This is a genomic window from Anaplasma marginale str. Florida (assembly GCF_000020305.1).
GTDB classification, from domain to species: Bacteria; Pseudomonadota; Alphaproteobacteria; order Rickettsiales; family Anaplasmataceae; genus Anaplasma; species Anaplasma marginale.
Window position 1 is genome coordinate 646,029 of the sequence record NC_012026.1, and the last position, 17,214, is coordinate 663,242.

6 protein-coding genes and 1 pseudogene are annotated in these 17,214 nt (G+C 50.9%); 4 read left to right on the forward strand and 3 right to left on the reverse strand.

What is annotated here, in order from left to right; translation table 11 throughout:
• Positions 1-497 precede the first annotated feature (497 nt).
• A complete protein-coding gene (locus tag AMF_RS07710) occupies positions 498-10,979 on the forward strand; it encodes an ICP22 family protein (protein ID WP_012658988.1) in 10,482 nt (3,493 codons plus the stop codon).
• 391 nt (positions 10,980-11,370) lie between these two features.
• On the opposite strand, the gene AMF_RS07715 is transcribed toward AMF_RS07710, so the two are convergent.
• Entirely contained in the window at positions 11,371-11,658 is a 288-nt protein-coding gene (locus AMF_RS07715; protein ID WP_010264730.1) for a hypothetical protein, read from the reverse strand.
• Positions 11,659-12,239: 581 nt separating this feature from the next.
• Complete coding sequence (locus AMF_RS07720) at positions 12,240-12,611, reverse strand: TrbC/VirB2 family protein (RefSeq protein ID WP_010270129.1); 372 nt, start codon at positions 12,609-12,611, stop codon at positions 12,240-12,242.
• A gap of 370 nt (positions 12,612-12,981) precedes the next feature.
• Here AMF_RS07720 and AMF_RS07725 point away from each other — a divergent pair, with 370 nt between their 5' ends.
• Positions 12,982-14,820: a hypothetical protein gene (locus tag AMF_RS07725; RefSeq protein WP_050810877.1), complete on the forward strand. Its 1,839-nt coding sequence runs from the start codon at positions 12,982-12,984 to the stop codon at positions 14,818-14,820.
• Positions 14,821-15,161: 341 nt separating this feature from the next.
• Here AMF_RS07725 and AMF_RS07730 read toward each other — a convergent pair.
• A pseudogene (locus AMF_RS07730) lies at positions 15,162-15,674 on the reverse strand (P44/Msp2 family outer membrane protein); the annotation flags it as partial.
• Between AMF_RS07730 and AMF_RS10260 the strand changes: the two are divergent.
• Positions 15,675-15,908, forward strand: a complete 234-nt coding sequence (locus AMF_RS10260; protein WP_011114088.1) for a TrbC/VirB2 family protein — start codon at positions 15,675-15,677, stop codon at positions 15,906-15,908. It abuts the pseudogene before it with no gap.
• Positions 15,909-15,980: 72 nt separating this feature from the next.
• Entirely contained in the window at positions 15,981-16,373 is a 393-nt protein-coding gene (locus AMF_RS07735) for a TrbC/VirB2 family protein (RefSeq protein ID WP_041660051.1), read from the forward strand.
• The last annotated feature ends 841 nt before the right edge of the window (positions 16,374-17,214 follow it).

The window sequence follows — 17,214 nt, forward strand, 5'->3', positions numbered from 1 at the left end:
GGGGCCGCCGCATACATAGCACACACAGCCATACAGGCGCAGAAGAAAGTTGTGTGGCAACCAAACTTGTATGATTCTCACGTGCCTAATCACCCAACATTTATGGAGGTTGTTGCGGTGGTACACATCGCTACACACCTACCGAATAGACTATAAGTTGTCTCACAAACGAGTTGCACACAAATATTAAAAAAATCGACATACTTTGCCAGGCAAAATAGGGCCACTTTTGCCAACCCACAATGCAACATATATCCAATCCAGCAGCCACTTTGACTTCACTATGTATACTGCAAGTATGCATTCATAGTGCCATGTACGCGGGGGCACCAGGTTATATGTTTACCATATGTTAACATAACTGCAGGTAGCATTTTTACAGGCAAAACACAATCTTGGAGAGTGGCTGGGTGGCCAGAGCGCAGTCCTAGCGCTTTGCAGTTCCAGGGTGTGGCTTGCTCTAAACCCAACTCCGACGTCCAACCAGGAAAACTCATATGACTGAAGCAACACAGGGCAACCCTACTGCGGCAACCAGTACCGGTACTCACCATCCAGGTATTGTTGGCACACAACCTGTATCACAAGCCTATACCACATATACGAAGAAGGGTGCCGGTGGACTTTTGCAGCATCTAAATAGCAGTAGAAGCGCTGATGCCCCCTCTTGGGAGCAAGAGCTAGGCTTTGGCACCGACCACTGCATACTGGAAGCTGCGGTAAAGAGTGGGGATGAGCAGACAGTAGAGCTCCTGTGCAGAAGGTTTTCTGCCTCAGTGCTGCAGAGAACGCTGCACCTAAACAGCGCGAATGAGTCTCTACTAGAGCAAGCAATTAAGTGCAACGCTGAGCGAAATCCAGCGATCGCTTTGGAGATATTGGGGAAGTTGTGTAAAACTTGTGTCGGAGAGTGCGCGAAGTCCAGTCAAACGTTTGGTGTTGTTGCCAACGATCTTATAGCGTCATTACTTGCTGTGACCGAGCAGTCGAGCAGCAGCAACATTCGTAGCTGGAGTGCTGATCAGTCCTGGCAGTACTCCACCCCTGTCGATGATAGCGATTTAAAGCAGGCACAACAGCAGAGGAGCGAGCAATCGGAGAAATATCGGAAAGAGGCGCAAGACGCATACGAAAAGGCATATCGCGTGCAGGCACATGGTGCATCGCAGACTAGTGCGGACCGCACTCAAACAACGGCCAGCCATGCTCAGCCTTCACCGACGCGACACAATGCCGAGGCACATGATAAACGAGGCTCACCTTCTGAGCAGACAACCGCAGAGGAGAGCGGCAGTGGAGAGGCATTGCAAAGTACTAGTCAGACAGAAGAAGTAGCAACTACCGGTAGCACACATGGAGCACAGACAGAAAGCATGACTGGAGCTAGTGTGGCGACTAGCCACACTGATACAGGTGCACAACACGTCGCAACTGAGCCGAGCGTCACAGCACTTGCGCAAGGTGTAGATAGTGCACAAACAGCTGAAGGAGCAAATACAGGAAAGGATAATGAGCGGGATGTTACCGTAAAAACCGACGTGCAGCCTGGTGAGGAGCACGGCAACAACGCCGTCTCTGTTAGCAAACAAGATGCTGGTGATGGGGTTTCGTATGTGGCGACAGAGGATGCGACCGACGTTGAGGGTGCTACGTACGATCGAGATGAAAGTGAGTCGGGTTTATCGCAGGATGAGTTTGAACAGTTGCGCACCTCTACCGGAGTAGATCTAGAAGCAAGCGGTGCAGTAGCGTCGGAAGCAACTGAGTCCGCTACACCTGAGACAGCACCAGCAAAAGGCGGCGCAGCGACACGCACGCAACAAGCAGCACCCAAGAAGGTAAAAGCGGCGGCGCGGCAGGGTAATGGAGGCCGTTTTCCACGCACCACACACGCTACACACGTCTCACGCCATAGCGACGACCACCAGGTAAGCGGCGCTGGAGCACATAACAGTTTCTTGCAGTTTGCAGCAAAAACTAAGAATGACGTCGAAACCGTGGTAGTAGAGCTTGAGGCTCAGACTCTTCCAGAAGGCGCGTCTGCGTTGCTGGAAACGATTTCCAAAATTTTGCAGGATATCGGCACGCAAGTTCAGAGCGCGAAAGACAAGGTTAGCAGTGTTGCCGCAGACGCTGCTGCGCTGCAAACCCTGCGAAAGAAAGTAATAGATCTCCTAAACAATCTTGTAAACACGATGCGCGATCTATTAGATAAACTTGGCGACGTTGCTAGTGATCAGTCGCGGAAGTTAGGTGACATTTCACGCCAAGTGGCAAACAGAGTGCAGGGGTTTGGAGCTAAGAGCGCTCCTGCCAAACGCGCTGGGGCACCAAGTGACTCAGATGACATGGCGCCCGCAGCTAAAAGAAGAGGATCGGCTCCGACTGCTTACGCTGCGCTGCTTGATGAAATACTTACGGCTGCAGAACAAGGCAAGCTAGCATATGCCCTGCAGCGGCACGTTGATGCTTTAAGTGATCCTAAAACGCTGCACAGCGTGCTGTCACACAGAAATGCAGCATCGCTTAACGCGCTGGATTTGTATGTTGCCAAACCGCAAAACGTTGGAGATATCACCGCTGCAATCAGAGTACTGATGCAACCAGGCAACCAGGCGCTGGGTGCGGTACTCGCCCACCACCTAACACAGGCAGAGGGGCGGCAGAATCAGTCCATTATTCAGAGAATCATCGGTGTGGCAGCTAGCGGGAGTGCCGACCAATCGGTAGTGAATAGCGCAAAAGAGCTGGTCACACGTCTCATAGGCGAGTTGTGCCCAAGTTCCGGCGATGTAGGGCAAAGATTATTAGCGGGGCATGTGGCACGTTCGGCGTTGCAGGCCGACTCTGCAGATATTCTCTCCCATGCGATGACAGTTGCGGCAGTGCCCGGAAGCGATCTCGTGCACAATCCAATACAGGATGCCATAGTCGCCAGTGCAGTAACCTGGATTGAAAATCGTAGGTGTGAAATAGGCAGCGATCAAGATGCACACGCCATAAAAGCGGTAATGTCGCTGCTGCAGTCATGTGGTAAGGTATCACCAAGCGCCGCACAGGAAATAGTTGCCAGGTGTTCTGTTGCGTCAACTGCCGCGCTAGTTTACAAAGTGGCGCGCGAGTGTAACGTCATAGACCCAAGTGCAAAATGCAGCGCAGGAACCCAAGCCTATGTAACACGGTACGAACTCGCGCGCGCCATGAGTGCGCTACATACCGCTGCCGCCAACGTCGGTAGCTCTAACAGTGCTGGTCTGCGTGCATGCGTTGAGGAGTTGCTCGGACATATCGGCACCATTCTTACAGTTGTGTCTGCGCTGACAGGCAGGCAGTGGATAAGCGCTGCTGTGCAGCTTGTGCCGCGCACCCAGACTATAACCGAAAAGATACAGCACGTCTGCGATTCTATTGCCGCGGGGACCACGCCTTCTCCAAACGCGGAAAGTATTACTCAGATATCTGAAGATGCGCAGCAAATATTGCAGATGATTCGCGATGTGGCAAACAAGCACCCAGCGCAGCGTATTAGACACACACTTCAGACGTTCAATGCAAGGGCTGTGTCATCAGAAGACCGGAACCTCGTATCGGCATACGAACGGCTACGTGCAGCTTTGGAGAGTGCGCACGACGCGTACAAGGGGCCGTTCCATGAAATCAGTATTGAGAATTTCGCTAATAGTTTGAACGATGCCGCAAAAGACATAATAAGTGCTATAGACCCTGTAGGGGGCCACGGCGGTACGCTCAGGCTAGAGCTGAGAAGCGCAACACGCAAAATAGTTGATTCTATTTCTGACAACCCACACTTGGTTTTCTGCAGCCAAAAAGTGGCAGAGGAGCTACTACATGCGGCAGCTTTGTTGGAGCTAGCTACCAAACGTGAAGTGTTGAGCGAGCGGGAGGGTTTTGCTACAGATCGCACTGCGCATGAGCTTGTAAACAGTTTTAGAGAGAAGGCCACCAACGCATACTATCACATAACACGAGCTTATCGCCTAGTTGAGGAGCACGGTACAGCGTTGCGAGAACACGGAGGTGAAAGCGTTGCCTTGGCGCTAGACAAGTTGCGAAATGCAGGCAATCACGTAAAGCAGGCTGCAGAGTCTGTTTCCTATAACGTGCGTGTCACTGCCGCGCTGGAGGCGGAGGCATTGCTCGATTATTGTAAAAATGCGCTATTATCTCTTGTATCTCTTGGCGAGAAGCTCAGGGATAGTAAAGCGCTGCAACACCTGCAGAGAGCGGCGCGTGTCGTGTATGAGCACATCGTGGACGCGCTCGTTTTCCTTCGTCTAGCAGCTCAAATTCTGAAGGATATAGTAGTTCACGCAATAAAGGTGGCCTCTGGCAACGCTAGGGTCACTGCTCATAGCCTGAATAACCCAGAAAGCAGCCTACTAGACGTAATGCCCGCTATTTGCGCGAGGATAGGAGATGCGGATACAGCGCTTGCTCGCAGCAATAATGGTGCCGACTACAGTAAGTTAAGGGAGGCACTACGTTCTGCAAATTCTGTGCTCTTAGAAATAGGTGCTGCTCTACCTTCAGGGAATTACGATTTCCTAGATGGTAACGCACCGCATTTAATTTTACACGCGTGTGCGAGGGAGATTTCGCGGCATAACCTCCAAGGGCAGCTTGGCAACAGAATGCGCGAAGTGCTGACAGACCTAGAGAGTGTAGTTGGTAGGCTGGTAGATATAAATGCACTGAATACTTTAGAACAATCCCCAGCTGTAGAAGTCCCCGAAGAGTTTGTTCGTAGCTCACTAAAAACGCTCGCGTATACGCTACAAGTACGTTCCGCTGCGGCCGGGGTACGCGCTCTGGTTCCTGGCAATCGGTTGGCAGAAATAGCAGGGATGCTGCCAGTATCTGACGGCAAAGTTGTTATCACCAGCGGAGCTGATCTTGCAGTAGCACTAAGAGCGTTGATAGAAGAGCATAATATCACCCACGTCAGAAATGCGGCCAATAGAGACGACCCAATCGTGGTACTGAGCGAAATATCAAGAGCGATTGGGAGGAGTGCTGCCGCACGTGGTGCACAAGAAGCAGGATCTGCGACAGATGATGTCGTTACAGCAGTTCCAGTGCAGTTTGTTTATAATGCCCTGGTAGCGTGCTCCAACGCGATGCAGCTTAGCACAGCCATAGATGGGGTGAAGGCCCGGATACCGGGTGACATGCTGAATGAAGTCATGGTGGCAGGCCTACCAAACGATGCTAGGCAAAGCCGCATGGTTTCCGACGCAAGCGTCATCTCCACCATGATAGACAACCTAATCCGGTTACACAAGGGTCTCATGCATCAAGATGCGGTGTACACCGCACACAACGCCCATAATAGAGGTTGCTTGGATCTTGTAAGAGAAGTTATAGATCAGAAAATCACGTTCGATCTGGGCCAGGCAGTCCCAGCATCTGTCTACTCAACTGAGCCTCGTGCAGCATTTATAGGAGGAGTTGTAGAACAAGCGCTGATAATGCCTGACAGCGAGTTTTTAGGTGCACATGCTGAAAGTAGATACGGTGAAGGCGAGAGAACCGTCACCGTCAATACCGATGTTGCACACGGCATAGTCGTGGCGGCAATGCACGCGATACAGGAGGTTGTTATACATGACAGCAGGAGACGTACCATTCCGCCTAGCCTACCAAGTGATGCTGTAAGGCGCATAGTATCAGAGGCGGCAAGCGCTTCTGGTAATACAATGGGTTTGTCCGCGCAAATGGTCTCCGGTGCATTTCAGCGCTTTAGAGACGAAATGGTACAAGTGGGCGCACTTGCACAGGACACAACAATTTGGGATGAGCTAGTAAGACGGGTTGTAAGTGTGGTAATGCACACTGCCGCTCGGTACACTTGCAGTGACGCTTCAGTACGTGGCCACAGTGTGCCATTCCGGCACGTAGAGAAGATGGTCACCTCCATATACATAGACACTCAAAAGGAGCATTGTCGGAGCGCAATACGCGCTGCGCTGAAGGGGGTGCAGGATGTAGACCAAGATTTGGTCAAAGAAGCAGCAAAGTATGCGACTACGCTGGTGATCTGCGGTGGTAGCGCAAATGAGGTTCCTAGGTCAAGTTGTGTCTCATTGGCGTGGAAGATTGCCAGCACCCTGTCAGCAGGGGACAGAACAGTGTGGCACACAATAGCGAAAGGCGTGTTTTCCCTTGTCGCAAATTGCCGGGAGCACGTTGTGGTCTCAGAACAGTTTTTTGTAAACCTATTCACAACGATTCGTGATTCCGTAAAACGTGCGCACGCAGCAGCCAGCGCGGGAGCGAGTAAGGCTCCTATCGCTGTGGCTTTTGCTGAGCTTACAGATGAAATGATACAGAACCTGGCACAGGGGGTTATTAAGATCCATAGCGTTGCTCAAGAGTTTTGGGAAAATGGCACAGTAGTTGAAGAGAGCAGTAAGGTCTCCGAAAGGGAAGCTGAACAGCGCGCAACCACCGCAGCAAACAGTGTTGATGGCGTCCCATTTGGGCTTGCACGCACGGTACTAATCGCAACCATTAGTGCTGTGGTCGAATCTGTCGCTAGGGAGGAACACTTGGGGGCAGCTCATATTAAAGAGCACCAAATCGAAACACTTGTAGAGTCAAAACTCAAGCAACAAGCATCGTCGGACGGGACCCTGAAAATCACTAGCGACCTGGTGTCAGGTATGCTCACCGAGCTTAATAGCGTGATACAACAGACGGCCAGCTCCACCGGGATGAGCAACAGGGCACAAATTTCGGAAGATCTGCATCCAGCGATAGCAAGAATCGCCGTATCCGCAATTAGGGCTGGTAAGACAACGGGTAACAGCATCTCTAAAACACTATTGGACCGCGTGCAGCATGATATCCACGCGGCATGTGGCACTGCCATCACTGCACCAGCAGTGCATTCGCGGCTCGCTAGGGCCGCAGCGCCGCTAGTGCTAGACTTGGCTACAGTATTTGCCGGACTGAACGACGCCAAAGGCGTGATGGAGGAGTTGATAACTGGTAGCAATAGCAGCAATCTAACTGAGGGACAGAAAGAGCGCATACAGTTTGCCATCGGTGCAGCAGAAAGTTTGATGGAGCGCATCAGCACACGCGGTATCAGAGACGGGGCTGAGCGCATACAGGACGATATTAGACTTGTTGTCAGCACCATTGCCGGTATGCACCGCGATGGGAATTTGGCTCCCAGTGACCAATGTGCGATAAGCGCCGCATATGGTGCTCTAGTCGCCCAGCTCGGGTTGGTAGAGGCGGCGCGCACGTCCGAAAATGTAAAGATAGTGCCGGGTTATGGCTATAAAGGGTTTGCGCCCAGAATGGTTGAGGTTGGTCATGCTGCGATGGATGCGGGGCAGCAAAAGCCACATCTATCATCCGACACCGAGGGTGGTGCAGAGCCCGACAAGACAATCACACATCTGAACCGGACTGCTCGTCTGCTGAAAAGTATAAATCAGTTCCTCGTCCACAGCGGGATATATAACACACTGCAAGGCGGGAAGCTCCTGCACCATCTGCGTGCTGTCAGACACCAGCTAGAAATTGCGCAGCAGGCAGCCTTGTTTACGTTACTAACTAAGGTTGCGGGTGGACGCGACACAGAATCTGTGGTACCGCACGAGAGGGCGCTTCAGGAGGCAATTACACGGAGCCAGGAGTGCCTGTTGAATGCTAAGCTTGTAGCAGCCCCATTGTCCAAAGATGCGGTCTCTATGCTCAGCGGGCTATCTGACGCAGTCACATTATTGCAGGAAACATCACAACAAAGGTTTGCCAGCCAGCCTCAAAGGATATTGGGAGAAGATTGGGCGTCGCAGATCTTCAGAATGGTTTCTATTGCCAGAAGTGCGGCAGATAGCGCACAGAAAGAGAAAGTTGCTGCTAGCGCTATAAGCCATGATGAAATAGCGGCACGCAACAGGGCGCTCATGCACTTAGGTGCGGTCGAGAACCTGGTAGGGTTTCTTTACGATGCACGTATACAGCGAGATGCGCGTCTGGTAGCGCAGGTCTTGTCACATCTTGAGCAATGCAAAAATAATTTGAGGGCAGCACAGCTTGTTCACAGACGTGATGCCGCCCGGGCGGAAGGTGCGCAGCGGGATGCTGTGCAACACTACAGCGCCTTCGTGCAAGTTGCTATGCACGCCGTACACATGGCACACGACCTTATATGTGAGCATGTACGCGAAACTAGCCACAACATTTTGGATGGATGGAGAGCCACTGCTAGCAGTCTTGGTGGTGCACAGCCAGACCCGCAGGAGGTACGCCAGCGCGCGGCGGCACTGATAGATGTGTACGAGGCAGCGCGTGACGCAGGTATGCTAGTCTCCAAGGTGTGCATGGAAACTAGAAACAACGTTTTCGTGCCCCGAAAGAGCGCAGCTCAGGTATTGTGCGAATCGGCCTACGCATCAGGGTCAAGAATCATTGGTGCCCCACGACACCAGGAGGTCGAGCACGAGCTTACTATATTGGTTGGTGATGCATTGAGCGCGAAGGCCCTGCTAAACCAAGTTTGCACCAAGCTTGCAGACCATGAAGACGGCGGCATAGTTCGGCTCATGGGGAACATAGAATACGCTACTGATGCAATGCTAAACCGTGATCGCGGCATAGCGGCATCTAAAGAAGTAGTGCAATTATCCAATAGAATTGCGGCATTGACCAAATCTGGTCTTGCAAAATTAGCCACAGCTGCACAGGCAGCAAACTCGCCTGCCGTAAGCGCAACAGATTTGGTACGGGTAAGTGGCGGTGCTACACCAGCCCAGACTCAGGAAAGTTCGGCTTCTGCGGGTAGGACACTAACTGCTGCACAGTGGTTCAAGACAATTGTTGATGTATCATCACATGTGCCCGAGGTTATAAGTAAACCAGCGAAACCAGCGGCGCCTGATACGGGGCTACAGGAGAAGATAACCGGTGCTTCGCAGGATCTGTCGCAGGTCGTGCAGTTGTTGTACGGCTACGGGCTCAATAAAGAGCTGGATACCGCACAGAAAGGCGTGGTCAATGCTCTAAATAGCGCTGTTGGCCTACTGCCCCTGCTCACAGGAACAGGAGGCTATAGTATACCGGGTAGTCTGCACCCCAACACCGTCAACGTGGTATACCGGTTGGGAAGCAGCGATATCCCACAAGGCAATATTGGCGCCCTAGCAGCAAGGTTTGAGGTCATTACCTACAAGCTGTCGCTGCTGATGTCACTCGGAGATTTGGAGAGCGTTGCCAAGCAACTTGCAGATATACAGGATTCCGACGCTAACCTGCATCAAGCAAAGAGACAGCTTGACAGCATCGTATCAAATGTGACCGCACTTGTGAAGTCGGTTGTACAGCAAATTGAAAATGCGGCTCCGGTACGGAGCCTAGAGGCGTCAAATGCCGAGGGGAACCGCGTTGTACTGCAGGAATTGAGAAGTGTCGCAGTAGGTGCACTCACCCGTAGTTACGAGCAAAGGGGTCTGCAAGGGCTGCGTGAGTCGATCAAAAGTGTGCGTGAATCAATAGGGCAGCAATTCGTTGTTGTGGACTCTACTCTCCTACAAAACATGTTTAGCCTGAGAGATGTAGATTCTGCTGAAGTTCTGTGCAGTGAGGCTGCGCTTCCGCCAGAGCATGACCGCGTGGAGAAGGTTATAGCAACCATAGCCGATGCACTGCGCACCGGCCGGATAGACCCAGTGCGTACCCTATCCTGCTTAGACAGGGTTCTGAAAAATTCTGTCGCTCTGGGGACTCTACACACAGACGAGACAGGTGCGTATGCACTGTGTGAGGCTGACGTTACAGACATGCTAATGGCCTTCTACAAGCACAATGACGAAGATGGTATTAGGTTCCTGCGCGGAAGATGCGGTGCATATACTATCGATAGCAGCAGGATAGAAAGTGCCGTGTTAGCTAGGTTGGGCAACAATGCATCGCTCAATACAGCTGATACGCTGCTGCTTGACTCGTACCAGCAAGACATATTTACCGATCCTGACGTGTCTATAAGGCAGTGTCAGAAAGTGGGGGCTAGCTTCTTGGCAATACACCTCGACAGAGCATACGGTCAAAGAGGTATGCATAGGGAGGGATCAATTAGGAAAGACGGTATTGGAGCTGCTAGACGTAGGCAGCCGGCCGACAGACGAGCTGCAGGCCTTACTACAAAGCTGTTCCAGAAAATGCCCAAGATGGGAGAAGACCAGCAACCTTGGTACTCGAGAGTGTGGCAGTGGATCATTGACGTGGTAAACTGGTTCTATTCGGTAGCCCGTACAGCGGTGATGTTAATCCTGGGCAAGGGTGGTAAAGCTCAGGCATCATTGCAACAGCAGGAGGAAGCTCGGCAGGCTGATATAAGCTCTGCGCGCTCCGCTGACGCTGGAAGCGGTAAGGGAGCACCGGATGATGGGCATGACCACGGCGCTGACGACAAGCCAAAAACATCTCCCCTGTCTGCTGTGGCAGTGCGCAGGAGTAGTGAAGCACACAAGATGGGTGAAGAAGCCCAGCAGCCTTGGTATATGCGGTTGTGGCAGTGGGTCAAGGATGCAGTAACCTCTTTTGTCCAGAAGTTTCTCTATCCCATCTTCACTCGTATTGTTGGTTCCAAGGCAGAAAACCGCTTTGTAGAAACTGCTGAGCCAGGAAAACGCGCAGCACAAGAGGTACAGCAAGAGCGTAGCAATGATCGCAACGTTGCAAAGGGAGAAGAAAGCCACCGTGGTGGCGCTTCAGAAACTGTTGAGGCAACAAAATCTGAGGTTGCTGAGGAACACTCTTCACCGGAATCAGAAAACCACGAAGAGAGGTTACGTGCTGCCGATGGTGATGCGCATCTTAAGAACCGTAAACAAGGTGCGGGAGGAAAATGGCTGGAAGCAGAAGACGTACCTTCAAGCACCATAACGGATCCGGAAGTGGAAGAAGTTAGTGCTGTCCAAAGTCGCCGCGGCAGCGTTCAACAATGAGAGCTCAAAGGCAATCTCATATGATTAAAATGGAGCAGCCCCTCATCCCGCGAACCTGTGTGTTATAACACAAGGAAACGCGGCCTCCCTCGGAGGGCTGCTTCGCGCACATGAGCTACGTATCACGGCATCCAGCCTCTAACAGCGGCTACACTGCAGCAGTGCTCACCGCGGGGCTTTGATGAGGGTTATAGCAGCCTATAGGCGCACCACCAATCGTACAGTTTATTAACCCAGCGGAGCCAGATCTCACCTAAGCCATGTAAAACTCCCTCTCAGTGCGATGCATACCCCGATCCGTGCGGGCCATATTGCACAGGTACAACTACAAGCCGGAATACATGATGCACAAAAACCAGCGCATCAGGGGGCTAACCTTCGCACAAGTGGCTCATGACATCTGCGCAAGCAAGGCGTGCTTCCCGGCAAGGCATCTATCGAATTTAGAAAAAACCAAGTTAAGCTTCTCTAGCACAGTGGGGCTACTTTCATGCAGAATTTCCGTATTATCCATAACCTTACTGCGAGTCTTTTCCAGGAGTTGAAGTAATTCCCCTTCTATATCTTGTAACGCCCTGAATTTTTGCTTATCACGCAGGCGCAGGCATTCCATCTCTTTTTCTATCACAAAAACAATCTGCATGGTAAGCTCTGTTATGTATTCAAGGGGCTGCTGCATCGTGACTCACCTAACACTTTGATGTTGATGCCAGCTTCCGGGAAAAACCTTAACCTTACGTTACGGGGGATATACAAAATTGCCGCGGTATGAAGTGCGTTATATTAGGCGGCTATGTGCATGTCGGAAAACACCCCCATGCCACTCTTCCCCACACACTTAGGTATCTCTTCCGGTACCCAATGTAGCTGCACCGCCACAGCCCTCTGCACCAGTATCACTACCCGGTAACTGGTATCTCCCAACCTCTACCTAGTCCCTACTCTCTCACACCACCACCCAGATCCCCTCAGCCCCTGCAGTCTAGTTATAAAACGACGCAGTTCCGACTGTTTGTACCTGTGACACCGTGGTTGCTCGCGTTTACCCACACAAAGCCCTATGCTCCTGCACCATCTACACACACTGACCAGAATCACCTGTACCACCTAACCACACTCTACAGGTTTGAGACTTACCCAATGTTGTCTTCCCAATCACACAAGCCTCTGCCCACTGAGGTCCCAGCCCAACTTTGGCATCTCAGCCCAACCAACACAGCTCTCTGCACCACCACTCCCAGCAGCACCTCATCTCCTAACTTAGGGCTTGGCTGGCTTGGGGCTGCTGTTGACTGCTGTATGCTGTGCACAGTCGAAGTTCTCATTTTCGCCACCCAACCCCTTAGCAAACTTAGCCATAAGCTTACCAGCACCAAAGAATATAGCTGTAAATACAACCAACATTACAATAGCAGGCCATGCAAGCTTACCAAAGATAGCCATAATGCTAGAACCTAGTATCACCCCAGTCATGATGGGTAGTCCCAGCTTCTGCACAAACCGTATAACATTGCATATAACAACAGTCGCTGTATCATCATCCTTAGCAGCCTCAGCCCCAGCAGGTACACCATGTAAGATACCAAATGCTAATACTCCAGCAATGAGTAAGAATCTAAGTTTTAGCAACATCACCACTCTCCCAAAACCTCTACGTCCACCCTTGCACTAACTGGTATTACCCTCAATACAGTGGCCATAAGCTTACCAACACCACTCACCGCTTTCCCATATCAACTAGTCACCCAACCTCATCTCCTACCCCATGACTTCTCAGGCTCATCCCACTGTGGTATTGCTACCATCTATAACCACCTAATGTTGTTCCTGGGGTACAGTCAAAGTTCTCCTCCACACCATCACCCAAGTCCCTACTCTCCCACGCCACCCAGATCCCCCACCTCTGTGTACTACTCGCACCCCCAGCGTTCCTGGTGTACATAGATTAAAGAAGGAAGTAGTAGGTAGTATAGGAAGAGGAACAGCTAGTCCTGTAAGGGCAATGTTTAGTAGAGAGATCTCAGATGGAGATACATTACTTGCTGGGGAGATGGTAGGAGTTGATGAAGGACTAGTTATACAAGAACTGAGCAGACCAGAAGAATTAGAAAAGCTACAACATGAACTAGCAAAGCAAGTAAGTAAATTAGCTGAACTTGGAGAACTTAAGTGGTTAGAGCAACTTGAGACACTGGAGACTGAGGAGTTGGAGAAGGTGGCGAAAAGAGCCACACAGAAGCTCAGTATATTGGAGGAGCAGCCAGGATACACCTCACTAGAGGAGCTGGAGAAGAAGCTGAAGGAGATAGAGGAAATAAGGAAACTGAAGGGACCGGAGGCAATCAGAAAGCTTAGAGACTTGGAGAGGCTGGAAGCTGAGAAGTTGGAGGAGGTGAAGAAGAAGGTAAAGGGTTCAGAGCTTGCAGAGCATTTGGACAAAACGTGGTTGCTACGCAGGATTGGAAGAGTAGGGCAGGAACTAGCAGCGATAAGGGAGCTGAAGGAATTGGGGCTAGAGGAACGGCTCAGGGTACTAGCTGAGATTAAGGAAGTTAGAGCATTGGCAGAGAAGCGGAAGGCTGGGGGACTAGAGATTCAGGAGGGGTTACAGCTGACTGAGAAGATTAGAGCATTGGGTGGACAGCTGGATCTGCTGGAGGCACGAATATTATTGGGGCTAGAAGCTGAGAAGATGAAGGAGGTGGAAGCGGCAAAGGAGGAAGTGGAGATTTTCCTGGGATTGCTCCACAACAATGACACAGAGACCAAGAAGATAGAGGAGGTGAAGACTCTGGTAATGCGGGTGGGTGACAGTCAGGGACTAAGGGGTCCGTTGGTCAAGAAGTTAGAGGAGCTGGCTAAGAAGTTGGAGCCAAAGGTGGGTGGCAATACAGGGTTTCAGGGTCAGGTAGGGCTAGTGAAGGATCTTAAGAAAAAGCTAGAAGAACTAGCAGCGATAAGGGAAGCATTGGAGCAACTGAAGGTGGAACCAGCGCTGCTAGAAGGGATAAAGAGGGAGGTGCTAACACAGCAGAGTACTCAAGTTACACGTAGGGAGAATAATCCACAAAGCAAGGCAGAAGGTAAACTAGAAGAGATAAGAGCGCTTAGAAAGCTAGGACAGTTGGATGAGCTAATACCAGAAGAGAGATTGAGAGAATTGTCCAAGGTTAAGGAAACACTGAAGCGGTTGAAGGGTAAGGAGCTAGTAGACCTAGAGAGGAAGCTAGAAACTATGGGGGAACTAAAGCAGGAGATAGAGAAAATCAAGGGGCAGGAAGACTTGAAGCAGCTAGAGGCTAGGAAGTTGGAGGAGGTGAAGAAGGCAAAAAGGGAAGTGTTTATTCTGAGGACAAAGGAAAGTCTGGAGAAAGAGGGGAAGCTGGAGGAGTTAAGGGGCTATAAACTCAAGAAGGCGATAAAGAAGCTGGAAACCTTGATAGAGAAGATACGAGGGGTCAGCACGCTGAAGGAACAGTGGGAGCCAAAAGTTGAGAAGCTCAAGAGCAAACTAGAAACACTAGCTGCCATAAGGGAGCTGAAGAAATTGGGGTTTAAAGATTGGTTGAGACTCAGGACACTAGAGGAGCTTACAGAGATAGCTGAGCAGCGTGGAGTTGCAACAGTGATGAAGGCAGCATTAGCTAGTGCGATGGAGATAGCTAAGAACAGGGGTTGGACTGATTATTTAAACAGTCTAGATGTAAGTGAGAGAGCTAATGCTGCAAGGGAATTAATTGCTGCTGAGAAGATTAGAAAATGGGCTAGGGATATTAATAACTTGGATGCTGATGAACGGGCAATGGTCGCTGGGGCCCTAACCCCTTCTACAACAGTGTGACTCACCACTCTCCCCCGAAACATCACTCACACTTCCAACTCTACTGGGCACCACCAAGGGCAGCCAGCCTCTCTTGGCACCTCATCTCGTACCCTCTTGGCCTACCAAATCTCGACCCTGCCACCACAGCCCTCTGCACCGGTGTCACCTGCATAACCCGTCTCCCAGTCTCTTGTACCTCAACACCTGCATCTCATCTTCCTTACCCAATGTGGCATTCCACAATCTTTGTCCTCTCTACTTACCCCCTACTTCTTACCGGCACCACTCACTGCTTTCCCAGGTCAACTAGTCACCCAACCTCTAGCACCTTCAGCATCTCAGCCCAACTCACCACAGCTCTCTGCACCTTCAACAGCTCTAGCAAAAGCCCCGGCAACAACTGCCTTATCCTCCTTACTCAGGTTATTAATGTTATTCGCCATCCCCTGCAAGTTGATGGTGTCTTTGTTCCCCTCAACAGAAAGCAGTGTGTCTGTACCCTCAGTGAACACCTCACTAATCTTGGTGGTGGCAGTGCTATCGGTGGTACCACACTTCTTAGTGCCATTACTGCCTTCGCCCTTGCCACACACATTCTGGCTCACCTTCTCACCATTAGTAGTACCCTCTACTGCTTTACCCCACTTCTTGGCTTCACCCTTAGTCATCTTACCTAAAGCAGTGGCAAGACGGTCTACCTGACCTCTTGCTGTATCATATGCTAACTCCTTTCCTAATAAGAATACTGAAGCTGTATCCTCATTAGACTTCTTACCTCCCTTAATGACAAACCTTTCATACCCTACTTCTACTTCAACCCTTGCTCCTCCAATACTATACCCAATGCTCCCCTCTAGGGCTGTGAGCATGCTATGGTAGCCCTGATATGGTTATTCATCACAGCAGGTTCTACTAATGCCGATACTATCAGCAGTACTAACACTGCTGACGATACAGCTACCAAGGTTATTTGTGACGTCATTGTCTTCGTGCAGAAGCTGGGATTACCCATCATGACAGGGGTGGTACTAGGTTCTGGCGTCATGGCTTGGCACACTTGCATGGCCTGCCATGGTAATGCTGGTTGTGTGTACAGCCATAGGTAAGCTTATGGCCACTGTATTGAGGGTAATACCAGTTAGTGCAAGGGTGGACGTAGAGGTTTTGGGAGAGTGGTGATGTTGCTAAAACTTAGATTCTTACTCATTGCTGTAGTATTAGCATTTGGTATCTTACATGGTGTACCTGCTGGGGCTAGTAAGTCCAGCGAGGGTGCTCAGACTGCTGATGATACAGCGACTGTTGTTATATGTAACGTTATACGGTTTGTGCAGAAGCTGGGACTACCCATCATGACTGGGGTGATACTAGGTTCTAGCATTATGGCTATCTTTGGTAAGCTTGCATGGCCTGCTATTGTAATGCTGGTTGTATTTACAGCTATATTCTTTGGTGCTGGTAAGCTTATGGCTAAATTTGCTAAGGGGTTGGGTGGCGAAAATGAGAACTTCGACTGTGCACAGCATACAGCAGTCAACAGCAGCCCCAAGCCAGCCAAGCCCTTAAGTTAGGAGATGAGGTGCTGCTGGGAGTGGTGGTGCAGAGAGCTGTGGTGGTCGTGCCAAGTTGGGCTGAGTGCTGTGAGGATGTAGGCACCAGGTTATGTAGGAGGCACCAAGAGCTTTGACTGTGTTAGCAGCCTTGGTAGGCTGGGTGCCAAGGGTAGGAGGAGGTACCAGAGGTTGGGATATGCTGTGTGGTACCAAGTTAGACTGGGATGCCAGGGGTTTATAGATAGTGGCTTTGTTATGTCGGTGGTACCAAGAACTTAAAGTGTGTTAATGGTGCAGGGAGCTGTGTTGGCCTTGGTAGTGAGTTGGGCTGAGTGCCAGGGGTAGTGAAGGACACGATTTGGCTGTGCTAGTTATAAGGAAGTCAAGACCGGCACCAAGCAAAGCTAAAGGTTAGGAGATGAAGTGCCGAGTGATGGTGCAGAGAGCTGTGGTGGTCGTGCCAAGTTGGGCTGAGTGCCAAGGGCAGGAGGAGGTACCAGAGGTTGGGAGATGCTGTGTGGTACCAAGTTAGACTGGGATGCCAGGAGTGTATAGATAGTGGCTTTGTTATGTAGGTGGTACCAAGCGCTTTGACTGTATCAGTTATAAAGGCACTGCTAGGCAGTGATGGTGCAGAGAGCTGTGTTGGCATTGGTTGGGAGATGAGGCAGCGGGAGTTCGGAGATAGGGACTAGGTGCATGGATATACAACGTGTGTAAGTGAAAAGCATTATGCGTACCAAGAATATAGTGGGGAGAGGCATTGCTATCTGTATTGTAGGTAATGTGCGGGCGTGCCCGCTGGGCAGGAAGTTGGTGCCAAGTTAAATTTACAGATGAGGCCGCGTTGTGTAGGTAT

Excerpts from the sequence above, each read along its gene's own strand:
- AMF_RS07710 (WP_012658988.1), top strand. The coding sequence starts at position 498 with ATGACTGAAGCAACACAGGGCAACCCTACTGCGGCAACCAGTACCGGT.
- AMF_RS07715 (WP_010264730.1), bottom strand. The coding sequence starts at position 11,658 with ATGCAGCAGCCCCTTGAATACATAACAGAGCTTACCATGCAGATTGTT.
- AMF_RS07720 (WP_010270129.1), bottom strand. The coding sequence starts at position 12,611 with ATGTTGCTAAAACTTAGATTCTTACTCATTGCTGGAGTATTAGCATTT.
- AMF_RS07725 (WP_050810877.1), top strand. The coding sequence starts at position 12,982 with ATGTTTAGTAGAGAGATCTCAGATGGAGATACATTACTTGCTGGGGAG.
- AMF_RS10260 (WP_011114088.1), top strand. The coding sequence starts at position 15,675 with ATGGTAGCCCTGATATGGTTATTCATCACAGCAGGTTCTACTAATGCC.
- AMF_RS07735 (WP_041660051.1), top strand. The coding sequence starts at position 15,981 with ATGTTGCTAAAACTTAGATTCTTACTCATTGCTGTAGTATTAGCATTT.